14 protein-coding genes are annotated in these 15,966 nt (G+C 70.8%); 11 read left to right on the plus strand and 3 right to left on the minus strand.

Annotated features, from left to right (window positions below; translation table 11 throughout):
- The first annotated feature begins 41 nt into the window (after positions 1 to 41).
- From D3272_RS13940 to D3272_RS13980, 9 genes are all read left to right on the plus strand, one after another.
- Positions 42 to 623, plus strand: coding sequence for an NADPH-dependent FMN reductase (locus D3272_RS13940; RefSeq protein WP_129219812.1), 582 nt, complete (start codon positions 42 to 44; stop codon positions 621 to 623).
- A 359-nt stretch (positions 624 to 982) separates the two neighbouring features.
- Positions 983 to 5,743 carry a glutamate synthase large subunit gene (gltB, locus tag D3272_RS13945; protein ID WP_245496563.1) on the plus strand — a complete coding sequence of 1,587 codons (4,761 nt, stop codon included), beginning with the start codon at positions 983 to 985 and terminating at the stop codon, positions 5,741 to 5,743.
- 4 nt (positions 5,744 to 5,747) lie between these two features.
- Positions 5,748 to 7,166: a glutamate synthase subunit beta gene (locus tag D3272_RS13950; RefSeq protein WP_129219813.1), complete on the plus strand. Its 1,419-nt coding sequence runs from the start codon at positions 5,748 to 5,750 to the stop codon at positions 7,164 to 7,166.
- Positions 7,167 to 7,248: 82 nt separating this feature from the next.
- Positions 7,249 to 8,373 carry an adenylate/guanylate cyclase domain-containing protein gene (locus D3272_RS13955; protein ID WP_129219814.1) on the plus strand — a complete coding sequence of 375 codons (1,125 nt, stop codon included), beginning with the start codon at positions 7,249 to 7,251 and terminating at the stop codon, positions 8,371 to 8,373.
- A gap of 52 nt (positions 8,374 to 8,425) precedes the next feature.
- On the plus strand, positions 8,426 to 9,124 hold the full coding sequence (locus D3272_RS13960; protein ID WP_129219815.1) for a glutathione binding-like protein: 699 nt from the start codon (positions 8,426 to 8,428) through the stop codon (positions 9,122 to 9,124).
- A gap of 11 nt (positions 9,125 to 9,135) precedes the next feature.
- On the plus strand, positions 9,136 to 9,804 hold the full coding sequence (locus D3272_RS13965) for a dienelactone hydrolase family protein (protein ID WP_129219816.1): 669 nt from the start codon (positions 9,136 to 9,138) through the stop codon (positions 9,802 to 9,804).
- A gap of 56 nt (positions 9,805 to 9,860) precedes the next feature.
- Complete coding sequence (locus tag D3272_RS13970; protein WP_129219931.1) at positions 9,861 to 11,087, plus strand: ABC transporter substrate-binding protein; 1,227 nt, start codon at positions 9,861 to 9,863, stop codon at positions 11,085 to 11,087.
- Between the two features lie 199 nt (positions 11,088 to 11,286).
- Positions 11,287 to 12,060: a ferredoxin--NADP reductase gene (locus D3272_RS13975; protein ID WP_129219817.1), complete on the plus strand. Its 774-nt coding sequence runs from the start codon at positions 11,287 to 11,289 to the stop codon at positions 12,058 to 12,060.
- 9 nt (positions 12,061 to 12,069) lie between these two features.
- Positions 12,070 to 12,870 (plus strand): MOSC domain-containing protein, encoded by an 801-nt coding sequence (locus D3272_RS13980; protein WP_129219932.1) that lies wholly within the window; start codon positions 12,070 to 12,072, stop codon positions 12,868 to 12,870.
- A gap of 55 nt (positions 12,871 to 12,925) precedes the next feature.
- Here the strand turns inward: D3272_RS13980 and D3272_RS13985 are convergent, their stop codons facing one another.
- From D3272_RS13985 to rplU, 3 genes are all read right to left on the minus strand, one after another.
- Positions 12,926 to 13,555, minus strand: a complete 630-nt coding sequence (locus tag D3272_RS13985; RefSeq protein WP_129219818.1) for a GNAT family N-acetyltransferase — start codon at positions 13,553 to 13,555, stop codon at positions 12,926 to 12,928.
- Positions 13,556 to 13,736: 181 nt separating this feature from the next.
- On the minus strand, positions 13,737 to 14,015 hold the full coding sequence (gene rpmA, locus D3272_RS13990) for a 50S ribosomal protein L27 (RefSeq protein ID WP_129219819.1): 279 nt from the start codon (positions 14,013 to 14,015) through the stop codon (positions 13,737 to 13,739).
- Positions 14,016 to 14,118: 103 nt separating this feature from the next.
- On the minus strand, positions 14,119 to 14,505 hold the full coding sequence (gene rplU, locus D3272_RS13995) for a 50S ribosomal protein L21 (RefSeq protein ID WP_129219820.1): 387 nt from the start codon (positions 14,503 to 14,505) through the stop codon (positions 14,119 to 14,121).
- Positions 14,506 to 14,852: 347 nt separating this feature from the next.
- Between rplU and D3272_RS27330 the strand changes: the two genes are divergently transcribed.
- Together D3272_RS27330 and D3272_RS14005 are read left to right on the plus strand one after the other, a co-directional pair.
- Positions 14,853 to 15,167, plus strand: coding sequence for an EthD family reductase (locus D3272_RS27330; RefSeq protein WP_165361350.1), 315 nt, complete (start codon positions 14,853 to 14,855; stop codon positions 15,165 to 15,167).
- Between the two features lies 1 nt (position 15,168).
- Positions 15,169 to 15,951, plus strand: a complete 783-nt coding sequence (locus D3272_RS14005; protein ID WP_245496564.1) for an ABC transporter ATP-binding protein — start codon at positions 15,169 to 15,171, stop codon at positions 15,949 to 15,951.
- Positions 15,952 to 15,966 lie beyond the last annotated feature (15 nt).

The following is a 15,966-nucleotide window of genomic DNA, read 5'->3' on the forward strand; positions in this document are numbered from 1 at the left end:
CGCGCCCGGAGGCGCGAGGCGCGGCACCGGAGGATCGAGCCATGGCGTTGAACTACGCGGTCCTGCTCGGCTCCGTGCGCCGCGACCGGATGGGGCTCCGGGCGGCCCGGATGGTGATGGCGTCGATCGCCGCCCGCGGCCATTCCGCCACGCTGGTCGATCCGCTGGAGCTGGGGCTGCCGCTGCTCGACCGCATGTACAAGGAATACCCCCCCGGGGAAGCGCCCGCGGCCCTGCGCGACCTCGCCGCGCTCTACCGGGCCGCCGACGGCTTCCTGGTGGTCAGCGCCGAATACAACCACGGCATCCCGCCGGCGCTGAAGAATCTGCTCGACCATTTCCTCGAGGAGTACTTCTTCCGGCCGTCGGGGATCGTCTGCTATTCGGCCGGCCGGTTCGGCGGCGTCAGGGCCGCCATGCAGCTGCGGATGACGCTGGGCGAGCTCGGCATGCCCAGCATTCCGAGCCTGCTGCCCATCGCCGACATCGGCCGGGCGCTCGGCGAGGACGGCACGGCGACGGACGCGCACCTGCCGCGTGCCGCGGCACGGTTCTTCGACGAGTTCGACTGGTATGCCCGTGCCCTCCGGCGGGAGCGCGACGCGTCCGGCACGCCGGGCTGAGCCGCAGCGTCGCACGGCACCGGGGACGGCGGCCACCCGCCCGGGGCGAAGGCGCGGCGTGCCTGGGCCGGGGCCGCGGCGCACCCGCGGATCGGCCCTGCACGCTCTTTGCATGAGGCAAAAAAACCATTGTGCGGCGGCGCGTTTCCTGCAACCTAGACCGGCTCCAGATAGGACAGCTTTGCTGACCAAATTCAGGGCAAGATCCCGACCGATGACAGGTCGGGGTGGCGGTTTGGAGGCACGCCCTGTCCGGGGTGGGCCGAAACCGGGTCGAAAGGCAGGCAGACGTCTGCCCGTTTCGACGGCAGGAGGTGGGCCGGGCCCATCATCTCGGGACTGTGAGGGAGCATCGTTCCATGAGCATGGACGAGGGGAAGACCATCGGCACTGCATCGCTCGCCCGCGCGGCGCGTGAAGCCCGCGCGGCCGACATCGCCGCCCGCATCACCGAGCCCAAACCCGTGCCGACCCGTCGCGATCCCGGCCTCCCGCTCGCCCAGGGGCTCTACGATCCCGCGCACGAGCACGATGCCTGCGGCGTCGGTTTCGTGGCCGACATGAAGAACCGGCGCTCGCACAGGATCGTGGCCATGGGGCTGCAGATCCTGGAGAACCTCGACCACCGCGGCGCCGTCGGCGCCGACCAGCACGCCGGCGACGGCTGCGGCATGCTGGTTCAGATCCCGCACGACTTCTTCACCGCCGAAGCGGAACGGCTCGGCTTCGCCCTGCCGGCCGCCGGCGACTACGGCGTCGGCTTCTTCTTCATGCCGCGCGACCCCGAGGGCCGCAGCATCGTCGAGGCGATCGTCGCCAAGGCCGTGGCCGACGAGGGCCAGGTGCTGCTCGGTTGGCGCGACGTGCCGACCGACCCCTCGCTGCTCGGCGAAAGCGTGGTGGCGGGCGAGCCCGTGTCGCGCCAGCTCTTCGTCGGCCGCGGTGCCGGCACGCAGGCCGGCAACGACTTCGAGCGCCGCCTCTACATCCTCCGCAAGGTGATCTCCGGCGCGGTCTTCCGCCTCGGCGACGCGCGCACGGCCGGCTCCTACGTCGTGTCCATGTCGTCGCGCACGATCGTCTACAAGGGCCTGCTCGTGGTGAGCCGCATCGGCCGCTACTACCGGGACCTCAAGGACGAGCGCTTCACCTCGGCGCTGGCCCTGGTGCACCAGCGCTTCTCCACCAACACCTTCCCGTCCTGGTCGCTGAGCCACCCCTACCGGATGGTGGCCCACAACGGCGAGATCAACACGCTGCGCGGCAACGTCAACTGGATGGCGGCGCGGCAGGCCTCGGTCACGTCCGAACTCTTCGGCCAGGACATCTCCAAGCTCTGGCCCATCTCCTACGAGGGCCAGTCCGACACGGCCTGTTTCGACAACGCGCTCGAGTTCCTGGTGCAGGGCGGCTATTCGCTCGCCCATGCCATGATGATGCTCATCCCCGAGGCCTGGGCCGGCAACCCGCTCATGGATGAGAGCCGGCGCTCGTTCTACGAGTACCACGCCGCCCTGATGGAGCCCTGGGACGGGCCGGCCGCCGTCGCCTTCACTGACGGCCGGCAGATCGGCGCGACGCTCGACCGCAACGGCCTGCGCCCCGCCCGCTACCTCGTCACCGACGACGACCTCGTCGTGCTGGCCTCCGAGATGGGCGTGCTGCCCATCCCCGAGGAGAGCATCGTCAAGAAGTGGCGCCTGCAGCCCGGCAAGATGCTGCTCGTCGACCTCGAACAGGGCCGCATCGTCTCGGACGACGAGATGAAGGCGGACCTCGCCGCCTCCCATCCCTACCGCTCCTGGCTCGACCAGACGCAGATCGTGCTGGAGAAGCTGCAGCCCGTCGAGGCCCGCGAAGCGCGCCGCGACGTGTCCCTCCTCGATAAGCAGCAGGCCTACGGCTACACGCAGGAGGACCTGACGACGCTGCTCGCCCCGATGGCGGCCACCGGGCAGGAGGCCATGGGCTCCATGGGCACCGACACGCCCATCTCGGCCCTGTCGGACAAGTCGAAGCTGCTCTACACCTACTTCAAGCAGAACTTCGCCCAGGTGACGAACCCGCCGATCGACCCGATCCGCGAGGAGCTCGTCATGAGCCTTGTGTCGTTCATCGGCCCGCGCCCCAACATCTTCGACCTCGAGGGCAACTGGAAGCGCAAGCGGCTGGAGGTGCGTCAGCCGATCCTCACCAACGACGACCTCGAGAAGATCCGCTGCATCTCGTATTTCGAGGACGCCTTCGACACGAAGACGCTCGACATCACCTATCCGGTGAAGCTCGGCGCCGACGGCATGGGCGAGACGCTCGACAAGCTCGCCGACCGGGCCGAGCAGGCGGTGAAGGGCGGCTACAACATCATCATCCTGTCGGATCGCATGATGGGGCCGGACCGCATCCCGATCCCGGCGCTGCTCGCCACCGCCGCCGTGCACCACCACCTCATCCGCAAGGGGCTGCGCACCTCCGTGGGCCTCGTGGTGGAGACCGGCGAGGCGCGCGAGGTGCACCATTTCGCCTGCCTGGCGGGCTACGGGGCGGAGGCCATCAACCCCTACCTGGCCTTCGAGGCCATCCACGCCCTCGCGGCCGAGTTCCCCGACGAGATCGACCACGCCCATGCGGTGAAGAGCTTCATCAAGTCGATCGACAAGGGCCTGCTCAAGGTCATGTCCAAGATGGGCATCTCGACCTACCAGTCCTATTGCGGCGCCCAGATCTTCGACGCCATCGGCCTGTCGACCGACTTCGTGCGCCGGTTCTTCACCGGGACGCATTCGGTGATCGAGGGCGTCGGCCTCGCCGAGATCGCCAAGGAGACGGCTGACCGCCACGCGCTGGCCTTCGGCGACGCGCCGATCTTCCGCGACGCGCTCGACGTCGGGGGCGACTACAACTACCGCGTCCGCGGCGAGACCCATTCGTGGACGCCGCAGTCGGTGTCGCTGCTCCAGCACGCGGTCCGCGGCAACAGCCGCGACAAGTATCGCGCCTATGCCGAGCTCCTCAACGAGCAGGACGAGAAGCTGCTGACGATCCGCGGCCTGTTCCGCATCAAGGACGCGGGCGAGGACGGCCGCGCGCCCGTGCCGCTCGAGGAGGTCGAGGACGCGGCCTCCATCGTGCGCCGCTTCTCCACCGGAGCCATGTCGTACGGCTCGATCTCGCGCGAGGCCCACACGACCCTCGCCATCGCCATGAACCGGATCGGCGGCAAGTCGAACACCGGCGAGGGCGGCGAGGAATCGGATCGCTACAAGCCGATGGCCAACGGCGATTCCATGCGCTCGGCCATCAAGCAGGTGGCGTCGGGGCGTTTCGGCGTGACGACCGAGTACCTCGTCAACTCCGACATGATCCAGATCAAGATGGCGCAGGGGGCCAAGCCCGGCGAAGGCGGGCAGCTGCCCGGCCACAAGGTCGACTCGACCATCGCGCGCGTGCGCCATTCGACGCCGGGCGTAGGCCTCATCTCACCCCCGCCGCACCACGACATCTACTCGATCGAGGATCTCGCCCAGCTCATCTACGACCTCAAGAACGTGTCGCCGACCAGCCTCGTCTCGGTGAAGCTCGTCTCCGAGATCGGCGTCGGCACGGTGGCGGCCGGCGTGTCGAAGGGGCGTGCCGACCACGTCATCGTGTCGGGCTTCGAGGGCGGCACGGGCGCGTCCCCGCTGACCTCGATCAAGCACGCCGGCTCGCCCTGGGAGATCGGCCTCGCCGAGACCCACCAGACGCTGGTGCTGAACCGGCTCCGCTCGCGCATCGCCGTCCAGGTAGACGGGGGTCTGCGCACGGGACGCGACGTGGTGGTGGGGGCCCTCCTCGGAGCGGATGAATTCGGATTCGCCACGGCGCCGCTGATCGCGGCCGGCTGCATCATGATGCGCAAGTGCCACCTCAACACCTGCCCGGTGGGCGTGGCGACGCAGGACCCCGTGCTGCGCAAGCGCTTCGTCGGCCTGCCCGAGCACGTCATCAACTTCTTCTTCTTCGTGGCCGAGGAGGTGCGCGAACTGATGGCCGCCATGGGCTATCGCCGCGTCGAGGAGATGGTGGGGCAGATGCAGATGCTCGACCGCGAGAAGGTGGTGGATCACTGGAAGGCCAAGGGGCTCGACTTTTCCCGCCTGTTCCACAAGCCGGCGGCGCCCGAGGGCGTCGGCATCCGGCACAGCGAGGCGCAGGACCACAACCTCGGCGAGGTGCTGGACCGCAAGCTCATCGCCGAGTCCCGGCAGGCGATCGAGACGGGGGCCCGCGTCTCCTTCACGCTGCCGATCAACAACACCGACCGCTCGACGGGCGCCATGCTGTCGGGCGAGATCGCCAAGCGCTACGGCCACAAGGGGCTCCCCGAGGGCACCATTCACGTCAAGCTCGAGGGGACGGCCGGGCAGAGCTTCGGCGCCTGGCTGGCCAGCGGCGTGACGCTGGAGCTCGAGGGCGTCGCCAACGACTACGTCGCCAAGGGGCTGTCGGGCGGCAAGCTCGTCATCTACCCGCCGGCGACCGCCACGAAGCTCGTGCCGGAGGAGTCGATGATCGTCGGCAACACCGTGATGTACGGGGCCATCGCGGGCGAGTGCTACTTCCGCGGCGTGGCGGGCGAGCGCTTCGCCGTGCGCAACTCGGGCGCCATCGCGGTGGTGGAGGGCACGGGCGACCACGGCTGCGAATACATGACGGGCGGCATCGTGGTGGTGATCGGCCCGACGGGCCGCAACTTCGCCGCCGGCATGTCGGGCGGCATCGCCTACGTGCTCGACGAGGAGGGCGACTTCCGCCGCCGCTGCAACATGGCGATGGTGGAGCTCGAGATGGTCAAGGCCGAGGACGAGCGGAACCGCCGCATGTTCCACCAGATGGACAATTGGACGGGCCCGCCGCCGGTCGACGTCATGGGCGACATGACGCGGTTCGACGCCGAGCGCCTCCAGCAGCTCATCGCCAACCACGCCCGGCTCACGGGGTCGACCAAGGCCCAGGCCATCCTGGACGACTGGGCCGCCACCCTTCCGAAATTCCGCAAGGTGATGCCGGTCGAGTACCGCCGGGCGCTCGCCGAACTGACGCAACTGGACGAGCCGCTGCTCGCGGCCGCGGGGGAGTAGCCCGATGGGCAAGATCACGGGTTTCATGGAGATCGATCGGGTGGAGCGGCGCTATGCGCCGGCCGCCGACCGCATCCGCCACTACAAGGAATTCCTGCTCCCGCTGTCGGAAGAATCCACGCGGTCGCAGGCCTCCCGCTGCATGAGCTGCGGCATCCCGTTCTGTCACAACGGCTGCCCGGTCAACAACCAGATCCCGGACTTCAACGACCTCGTCTATCGCGGGGACTGGGAAGCGGCGTCGCGCAACCTCCACTCCACCAACAACTTCCCCGAGTTCACCGGCCGCATCTGCCCGGCGCCGTGCGAAACCTCGTGCACGCTGAACCTCGACAACGCGCCCGTGACGATCAAGACGATCGAGAACGCCATCGCGGACCGGGCCTGGGCGGAGGGCTGGGTCAAGCCCGAGATCGCCAAGGTGCGGACCGGCAAGTCCGTGGCGGTGATCGGCTCGGGCCCGGCGGGGCTCGCCTGCGCCCAGCAGCTCGCCCGCGTCGGCCACGACGTCACGGTCTTCGAGAAGAACCAGAAGGCCGGCGGCCTGCTCCGCTACGGCATCCCGGACTTCAAGCTCGACAAGGCGCATGTCGATCGCCGCGTGAAGCAGATGGAGGCCGAGGGCGTCTCCTTCCGCTACGGCGTCAACGTCGGCATCGACGTCACGGTGCGCGACGTGCTCGACGGGTTCGACGCCGTGGTGCTGGCGGGCGGGGCCGAGAAGCCGCGCGACCTGCCGATGGCGGGGCGCGACCTCGGCGGCATCTACTTCGCCATGGAGTTCCTGCCCCAGCAGAATCGCCGCGTCGGCCGCGAGCCGCTGCGCTCCAACAACCCGATCCTCGCCACCGGCAAACACGTGCTGGTGATCGGCGGCGGCGACACCGGCTCCGACTGCATCGGCACCTCCATCCGCCAGGGCGCCCTGTCGGTCACCCAGCTCGAGATCATGCCGGAGCCGCCGGAGAAGGAGAACAAGCTCCTGACCTGGCCGGACTGGCCGCTGAAGCTGCGCACCTCGTCCTCGCAGGAGGAAGGCGCCAACCGCGATTTCGGCGTCATGACGCGCGCCTTCAAGGGGCAGAACGGCACGGTCGAGAGCGTGGAATGCGTTCGCGTGGACGCCAGGATGCAGCCCGTGCCGGCGTCGGAGTTCTCCATCCGGGCCGACCTCGTGCTGCTCGCCATGGGCTTCGTGTCGCCGCTCCACGACGGCATGCTGGCCGACCTCGGCGTCACGCTCGACGGTCGCGGCAACGTGCAGGCCGACGTGAAGGCCTACAAGGCTTCGGCCGAGAAGGTCTATGCCTGTGGCGACATGCGCCGCGGCCAGAGCCTCGTGGTCTGGGCCATCCGGGAAGGGCGTCAGGCGGCCCATTCCGTCGACAAGCAGCTCATGGGCTCCACCGTCCTGCCGCGCTGAGGCCGGGGCGCCGGCTCGACAGCGCGGGCCGGGGCCGCCACACTCGTGGCCCCGACGCTCCCTCCCGCCGTCCGAGCCCGCCATGACGACCCGCGCCGCGCTCCGCCGCTTCCCCGTCGTCGCCGTGCTCCGCCTCCCATGGGCGGCGCTGCGGTTCTGGGCCGGCATCCTGACCGCCAGCACGGCCGCGGGCCTCCTCTACGGCTCGGTCTCGGCCGGTGGCCGTCCGCAGATCGGTGCCGTCTACGGGTTCTGCTGCGGCGGTGCCGTCATGCTGTTCGAGCAGGGCCTGGTGTGGCCGGCGCTGCGCGACCGGCTGCGGCGCCTCCCCTGGCTGGCGAGCGTCGCGGCCGCCGAAGCCGCCTACCTCGCCATGACCTGGATCGGCGGGGCCGTGGCGGGCTTGCTGCTGGTGACGACCGGAGCGCTGCACCAGTCGCTGGCCGGAGCCATGGTGCTGGGGCCGGTGACGACGCTCTATGCGCTGGCGGTGTCGGGCCTCGTCATCACCCTGACGCGCATGCGCGACCTCATCGGGGCCGAGGCGTTCCGCAACATCCTGCTCGGGCGCTATCACCGCCCGGTGGAAGAGGAGCGGATCTTCGCCTTCATCGACCTGATCGGCTCCACGGCCTATGCCCAGACGCACGGCGACCTCGCCGCCCAGCGCTACCTCGGCGCCATCTTCGCGGCTCTGGCCGAGCCGGTCCGGCGTCACGGCGGCGCCATCGACGACTACGTGGGCGACATGGCGCTCATCACCTGGCCGCTCGCCTCCGGCGTGCGCGGTGCCCGCTGCATCGCCTGCATCTTCGCCTGCCTCGATGCCGTCGCGCGTGACGCCGAGGCCTGGCATCGGGATTTCGGAGAAGTGCCGCGCTTCCGGGCGGCGCTGCACGGCGGCGAGGTCGTGACGGCCGAGATCGGCGTCGACCGGCACAAGATCTCGTATTTCGGCGACGTCGTGAACACGACGGGGCGCATCGAGGCCCTGTGCCGCACGCTCGACGCCCCGCTGCTGATCTCGGCCGACCTCCTCGGGCGCATCCCGGCCCTGCCGGCCGGGATCCGTGCCCGGCCGCTCGGCGCCCATGCCGTGAAGGGTCGCGGGCAGATGCTCACGGTCTTCGGCCTCGAAGTCGGGGAACCGGACGGCATCGGCGCCGGCTCGGGGGCCACCCTGGCGGTCCTCGGCGAGGCGGTATAAGACGCTTCCGCCCGCGCTCGCATGCGGGCCGCGCCCGAAAGGCACACCCCGGATGATCGACCTCCACTATTGGCCGACGCCCAACGGGCACAAGATCACCCTGCTGCTCGAAGAGCTGGGCCTGCCCTATGCCATCAAGCCGGTGAACATCGGCAAGGGCGAGCAGTTCGCTCCCGACTTCCTCGCGATCGCCCCCAACAACCGCATGCCCGCCATCGTGGACCACGCGCCCGAGGGCGGCGGCGCGCCGATCACGGTGTTCGAATCCGGCGCCATCCTGCTCTACCTCGCCGAAAAGACCGGGCGCTTCATCTCGCCCGACCGGCGCCGCCGCGTCGAGACGCTGGAATGGCTGTTCTGGCAGATGGGCGGGCTCGGCCCCATGGCGGGGCAGAACCACCATTTCAGCGTCTACGCGCCCGAGAAGATCCCCTACGCGATCAAGCGCTACGTCGACGAGACGAACCGCCTCTACGGCGTGCTGGACCGGCGCCTGGCCGACCGGGATTTCGTGGCCGGCGACTATTCGATCGCCGACATGGCGGCCTATCCCTGGACGGTGAGCCACGAGCGCCAGGGCCAGAACCTCGACGACTTTCCCAACATCAAACGCTGGTTCGACGCCATCAGGGACCGGCCCGCCACCATCGCCGCCTACGCCAAGGGCGAGACGGTGAACCGCCCGGCGGTGATGAGCGAGGAGGACAAGCGCGTCCTGTTCGGCCAGACCGCCGCCTCCACCCGACGCTGAGTGACCCGACCATGAGCCAGACCATCAAGCTGACCGCCGCCGACGGCGCCACCATCGATGCCTACCGGGCCGACCCCACGGGCACGCCCAAGGGCGGCCTCGTGGTGCTGCAGGAGATCTTCGGCGTGAACCCGCATATCCGCCGCGTCGCCGACGGCTTCGCGGCCGAGGGCTACCGGGTGATCGCGCCCGCGCTGTTCGACCGCGTCAAGCCCGGCGTCGAGCTCGACTACAACCAGGAGGGCATGGGGGCCGGCATCGCCCTCATGGGCCAGGTCGACCAAGGGAAGGCCCTCCTCGACGTCGCCGCCGCCGTCGCAGCCGCGTCGGACGCCGGCAAGGTCGGCATCGTGGGCTATTGCTGGGGCGGCTCGCTCGCCTATGCGGCGGCCTGCTCGGTCGACGGCCTCGCCGCCGCCGTGGGCTATTACGGCGGCAACATCGCCAAGTCGCTCGACCGCAAGCCCAAGGTGCCGGTGATGCTGCATTTCGGCGAGCGCGACGCCCACATCCCGATGAGCGACGTCGCCGCCATCGAGGCCGCCCTGCCGGACGTGCCGGTCTACACCTACGACGCCGACCACGGCTTCAACTGCGACGCCCGCGGCTCCTACGACAAGCCCAGCGCCGCGCAGGCGCTCGAGCGCACGCTGGCCTTCCTCGCCCGATACGTCGGCTGATCGCGGCGGCCGGCCCCGCCGCATCGCGGCCGGGCCAGGACGGGAGGCGGGTGCCGATGCGGGACGGGCCGGGGGGCGCTGCGGCGAGGTCGGGATGGCGGCGTGGCGTGCTGGCGGCACTGTCGCTGCTGGCGTCCCCGGCCTCGGCCGCCCAGCCCGAGATCCGCATCGGCGAGGTCGCCTCCTATTCGGCGCTGCCGACCCTCGCCGAGCCCTATCGCAAGGGCTGGCAGATGGCGGTCGACGAGGTCAACCTCGCCGGGGGGATCGACGGCAGGACGCTGGTCGTGCTGTCGCGCGACGATGCCGGCCGGCCCGACAATGCCGGCGCCGCCGCCGAGGCGCTGATCGCGCGCGACCACGTCGCTTTGCTGGTCGGCGGCCTCCTGTCGAGCGTCGGCCTGGCGCTCGCCGACGTCGCCCGGCGTCACCGGACCGTCTACCTCGCCGGCGAGCCGCCGGGCGACGCCATCGTCTGGTCGGCCGGCAACCGCTACACGTTCCGCCTGCGGCCTTCCACCACCATGCAGGCCGCCATGCTGGCCGAGGCGGCCGCCAAGCTGCCGGCCAGGACCTGGGCGGCGGTGGCGCCGCGCTCCGACGACGGCCAGGCGGCCGTGGCCGCCTTCAAGGCCCGGCTGGCGGCGCGCCGGCCCGACGTCACCTGGGTCGCCGACCAGGTGACGGCGCCGGGCCGGATCGACGCCCCCGCTGTGGCGGCGGCCGTCGGGCAGGCCAGGCCCGACGCCATCCTCAACGCCGAATCCGGCCCCGACCTCCTGAAGCTGCTGCGGGCGGGCGCCGGGCAGGACCTCTTCGCGGACCGCCGCGTCGTGAGCTTCCTCACCGGCGAATCCGAGGACCTCGACGCCCTGAAGGACGAGGCGCCCGAAGGCTGGATCGTCACCGGCTACCCGGCGGCGGCCCTGCGCACGCCGGAGAACGACGCCTTCGTCCGCGCCTACCAGGCGCGCTACAACGAGGCGCCGCGGATGGGCTCCGTGCTGGGCTACGCGCTGATCAAGGCCGCGGCGGAGATCCTGCGCCGGGCGGGCGGCCCGGGGTCCGACCGGTTGGTGGCGGCGGCCGAGGGCCTGGCCTTCGACACGCCCCTCGGCCGCGCGCAGTTCCGCACGCTCGACCACCAGTCGACGCTCGGCACCTTCGTGGGCCGGACGGCGCAGCGGAACAACCACGGCGTCATGGTGGACTTCGGCTATCGCGACGGCGCCCGCTACCTGCCGGCCGACGCCGAGGTGAGGGCCATGCGCCCAGCCGATTGAAGCCGGCGAGCCGGGCGCGAGTGCGTCGCCACGTGTCCGAACGCCCCGGCCGTTCCCGGCATGCCAGCCGTGCTCGGGCGCCCGACGCGTTGACGCTCCCCCGCGCCGCACCTATTCATCCATCGACCAACAGGCTATTGGCGCGGTGCGATCGCGGCCGGTAGCGGCCGAGCGCAGCGCACAGGACCGGAGCCAGGACGTGAGCAACTTCAACGAAGAGACCGTGCTGTCCGTCCATCACTGGACCGACAGTCTCTTCAGCTTCAAGACGACCCGCAATCCGTCGTTCCGGTTCCGCAACGGCGAGTTCACCATGATCGGCATCCCGGTCAACGGCAAGCCGCTGCTGCGCGCCTATTCGGTGGCGAGCGCCAACTACGAGGAAGAGCTCGAGTTCTTCTCCATCAAGGTCGACAACGGGCCGCTCACCTCGCACCTGCAGCACCTGAAGGTGGGCGATGCCGTGATGGTGAGCCGCAAGGCGACCGGCACGCTGGTGATCGACAACCTGTTCGGCGGCCGCAACCTGTACCTGCTCGGCACCGGCACGGGCCTGGCGCCCTTCCTCAGCGTCATCAAGGATCCCGAGACCTACGAGCGCTTCGAGAAGGTCGTGCTGGTGCACGGCGTGCGCCAGGTGGCGGAACTCGCCTATGGCGACACGATCACCAAGACGCTGCCGGAGGACGAGCTCATCGGCGAGCTGCTGCGCGAGAAGCTGATCTACTACCCCACCGTGACGCGTGAACCCTTCCGCAACACGGGTCGCATCACCGACCTGCTCGCGTCCGGCAAGATCTCCGACGACCTCGCGCTCGAGGCGCTCGACGCCGAACACGACCGCGTGATGATGTGCGGCAGCCCCGGCATGCTCAACGACACCAAGGCCCTGCTGCTCGACCGCGGGTTCATCGAGGGCAATCACGGCGAGCCGGGCCAGTTCGTCATCGAGAAGGCCTTCGTGGAGCGCTGAGACCCCGTGATGCGCGTCGCCGAGATCAGGATTTACCCCGTCAAGGGCCTGCGCGGCCGGCCGGTGGCCGATGCGGTGGTCGAGCCCTGGGGGCTCGCCGGGGATCGCCGCTACATGGTGGTGGACGAGACCGGCAGGTTTCTCAGCCAGCGTGAACTGCCGCGCATGGCGGTGCTGGAAGCCGCGCTGCGGCCGGGCGGGCTGAACCTGTCGGGCCCCGGTCTCGGCCTGCTCGCCGTCGACGAGCCCGGCCCCGAGGTCCCGTCCCGCGACGTGACGGTGTGGCGCGACCGCGTCCCGGCCCGCGATGCGGGAGACCCGGCCGCCGTGTGGCTCTCGGCGGCGCTCGGCCGCGCCTGCCGCCTGGTCCACATGGCGGATCCCGCCGCGGCGCGGCAGGTCGATCCCGATTATAGCGAAAGCCAGGACCGCGTCAGCTTCGCCGACGGCTTCCCCGTCCTCGTCACCAATGCGGCCTCGCTGGCCGACCTCAACGCCCGCCTGCCCGTGCCGATCCCCATGGACCGGTTCCGCACCAACATCGCCGTCGTCGAGGCGGAAGCCTGGGCGGAGGACGGCTGGCAGCGGCTGCACATCGGCCCGGTGCCCTTCGCCGGCACCAAGGACTGCGCGCGCTGCGCCGTCACCACCGTGGACCAGGACACCGGCGAGCGCTCGCCCGAGAACGAGCCCGTCCGCACGCTCGCGCAGTTCCGCCGCAAGGCCGGCGGCCGAATCATCTTCGGCCAGAACCTCATCCCGCGCGGCACGGGCCGCATCGCGGTCGGCGACACGGTCCGGCCGGGCTGAGATCGGGGGCGAGCCGGCCCGCGCCCGGGCGATGCCGGCCCGCCCGCTCAGCGCGTCAGACCAGGCAGGGCCGGCACGCCGCCTCGCCCCGTCCCCGCACCAAGCCCGGCACGCGCCAGGTCTTCAAGCTCGTCCAAGCCTTGCGGTCCAGGCGGAAGCGGTCCGAGGCCGTGAGGCCGCGCCCGTCCGCGGCGGGGTCGAGCCCCGTCCCGCAGGAGCCGAATCCGCACTTCTCGAGCACGCGGCGGAAGCACGGGTCGAGCACGCGGGCCGAGGCCGAGACCAGCGGCGTGCCGGTCAGCATGAAGGCCGCGTCCACCATGGCCTGGACGGCCTCGGTGGCGAGCCCGTCGCCGCGCGCCTCCTCCTCCAACCACAGGCTCAGGCGCAGCCCGCAGGCCTCCGCGTGCCCGCGCACCGGGGTGAGCCCGATGGCGCCGCGGACGTGCCGGTCCGTGCCGCGGCCCGTCATGAGCAGGTTGAGTTCGGCACCGGTCTCGTTGCGCTCGCGCCACGCCGCGAGCGTCGCGGGGTCGCGGTAGGGATCGCCCGCGGCAGCCTCGGGCGGTGGCGGCCGGTCGGGGTCGGGCGCCAGGGCCCTGATGTCGGCGCGCTCGGGCCAACGCAGCCACAGGCGGCGGGTCTCGATGCGGAAGACGTCTTCGCGCGTGATCTCGGGGAACATGCCGGACCTCCAAAGCTGAGGGGAAGCGCGATGCCGCCCCCGGAAACGACGAGGGGGCGTGGATGCCCACGCCCCCCGCCGTCATCGGCTTCGATCGTCCGGTCCAGGGTGGAACGTTGCCGTTCCTGAGGGACCGTTCCACCGGGGTGTGAGCACCGGTGGGGTCCCTCGTGACCCCACCTTATTCCGCGGCCTCGGCGGCTACGGTGTTCTGGACGACCGCGATATAGGTGCGGCCGTTGCCTTTTTTCTGGAACTCGACGGTGCCGTCACAGACGGCGAAGATCGTGTGGTCCTTGCCCATCCCGACATTGGCGCCCGGATGCCACTTGGTGCCGCGCTGGCGCACGATGATGTTGCCGCTGCGGACTGCTTCGCTGCCGAACTTCTTCACGCCGAGACGGCGGCCGTCGGAGTCGCGACCGTTGCGGGACGAGCCGCCTGCTTTCTTGTGAGCCATGGGGTGAAATCCTGGAGGTTAGGGCCGTAGGCGCCGCGGAGACTGTCGATCTCCGGCCCGGCGGACCGGCCGTTGAAACTGGAGGGCTGAAGCTGCGCCGGCCTCAGGCCGATGCGGCCTCGACGGCGGGGGTCGCCGACGTTTCCGCCTGGGCGCTGCGGGGGCGGCGCTGCTGGCCGGCGAGCAGGATGTCGGTGATCCGCACGATGGTGAGATCCTGCCGATGGCCGCGCTTGCGCTTCGAGTTCTGGCGGCGGCGCTTCTTGAAGGAGATGACCTTCGGGCCGCGCGCCTGCCGGACGATCTCGCCCGCCACGGTGGCGCCGTCCACCAGGGGGGCGCCGATCTGCATCGACGTGCCGTCGCTGTAGCTGAGCACCTGGTCGAAGGTGATTTCGGCGCCGGCCTCGCCGACCAGCGTCATGACGGTGATCTCGTCGTCGGCCGCGACCTTGTACTGCTTTCCGCCGGTCTTGATGACTGCGAACATCTTTCTAGCCTCGTGTTCGATCCGGCTCTGCCCCACGGGGGACGGCCGTCTTTTTGTGCAGGGTGACCCGCTGGTTGCAGGCAGGACCGGCGCTGGCCCGAAGGCCGTGACAGCACCGAAAGGCCGCAATGCGGCATACCTACCCAGTGCCGTGTCTAGCCACGGACCGCCGCCCTGTCAACGCCGCGTCGTCGCCCCGTGTCGTGCCGATCGCGACACGGCCGGCCCCGAACCATGCGCCGACGGGGGCGACTCGAAGCTCCGCTTCAACAACGGCCCGACAGGCTCTAGTCTCGCGGCGAGCGCGCCGGGGTCCGGCGCTGCCGCATGCGCCGAGGGAGCCCAGCATGGCCGCCAATGTCACCGTCCTCTATCCCAACACGCCCGGCGCCAGGTTCGACATGGACTACTACCTCGCCCACCACATGCCCATGGTGATGCAGCGGTTCGGCGCGCATGGCATGACGGGCTGGCGCGTGGTGCGCTTCGAGGGCAAGCCGGAGCAGACCCCCCACGGCGTGATGGCGACGCTGGACTTCGGCAGCACCGAGGGCATCGCGGCGGCCCTCGCCGCCGAGGGCGGACCCGTCCTGGCCGACGTGCCCAACTTCACCGACCTGCGGCCGACCCTGATGACCGGCGAGGTCGTGGGCCGCGTCTGACGTGACCACCCCCGCGGCACCGGACGTGGCGCCCCCGCTGGTGGCGCTGCGCGGCATCGGCCGCCGCTTCCCGAACGAGACCGTGGCGCTCGACGGGCTCGACCTCGACGTGCGCCGCGGCGAGTTCCTGTCGCTCATCGGCCCGTCGGGCTGCGGCAAGTCGACGGTGCTGCGCCTGCTGGCCGGCCTCGACCGGCCGAGCGCCGGCACGGTCGCATGGGACGGGGCGCGACCCGAGATCGGCTTCGTGTTCCAGGACGCGACGCTGATGCCCTGGGCCACGGCCGCCGACAACGTGTTCCTGCCCCTGCGGCTGCGCGGCATCGGCCGGCGCGACGCCGCGCCGCGCATCGGCGAGGCTTTGGAGCGGGTCGGCCTCGCGCGGTTCGCCGGCCATCGCCCGGCGGAGCTGTCGGGCGGCATGCGGATGCGGGTGTCGATCGCCCGCGCACTGGTAGTGCGGCCGCGCCTGCTGCTCATGGACGAGCCCTTCGCCGCCCTCGACGAGATCACCCGCCTGAAGCTCAACGACGACCTCGCCGAACTGGTGGCGGCGCTCGGCACCACGGTGGTCTTCGTCACGCATTCGGTGACGGAAAGCGTCTACCTGTCGGACCGCCTCGTCGTCATGGCGGCCCGGCCGGGGCGCGCGGTCGCGTCCCTCGACGTGCCGGCGCCGCCCGGCCGCGGCGAGGACATCCGCCTGACGCCGCTCTATGTCGAAGCCTGCCGTGCCGCCTCGGCGGCGCTGCGCGGCGCCATGGCGGCGGAGGACGTGCTGTAGGGCGGGCGTGGCGGG

The organism is Lichenibacterium ramalinae, assembly GCF_004137085.1.
GTDB classification, from domain to species: Bacteria; Pseudomonadota; Alphaproteobacteria; order Rhizobiales; family Beijerinckiaceae; genus Lichenihabitans; species Lichenihabitans ramalinae.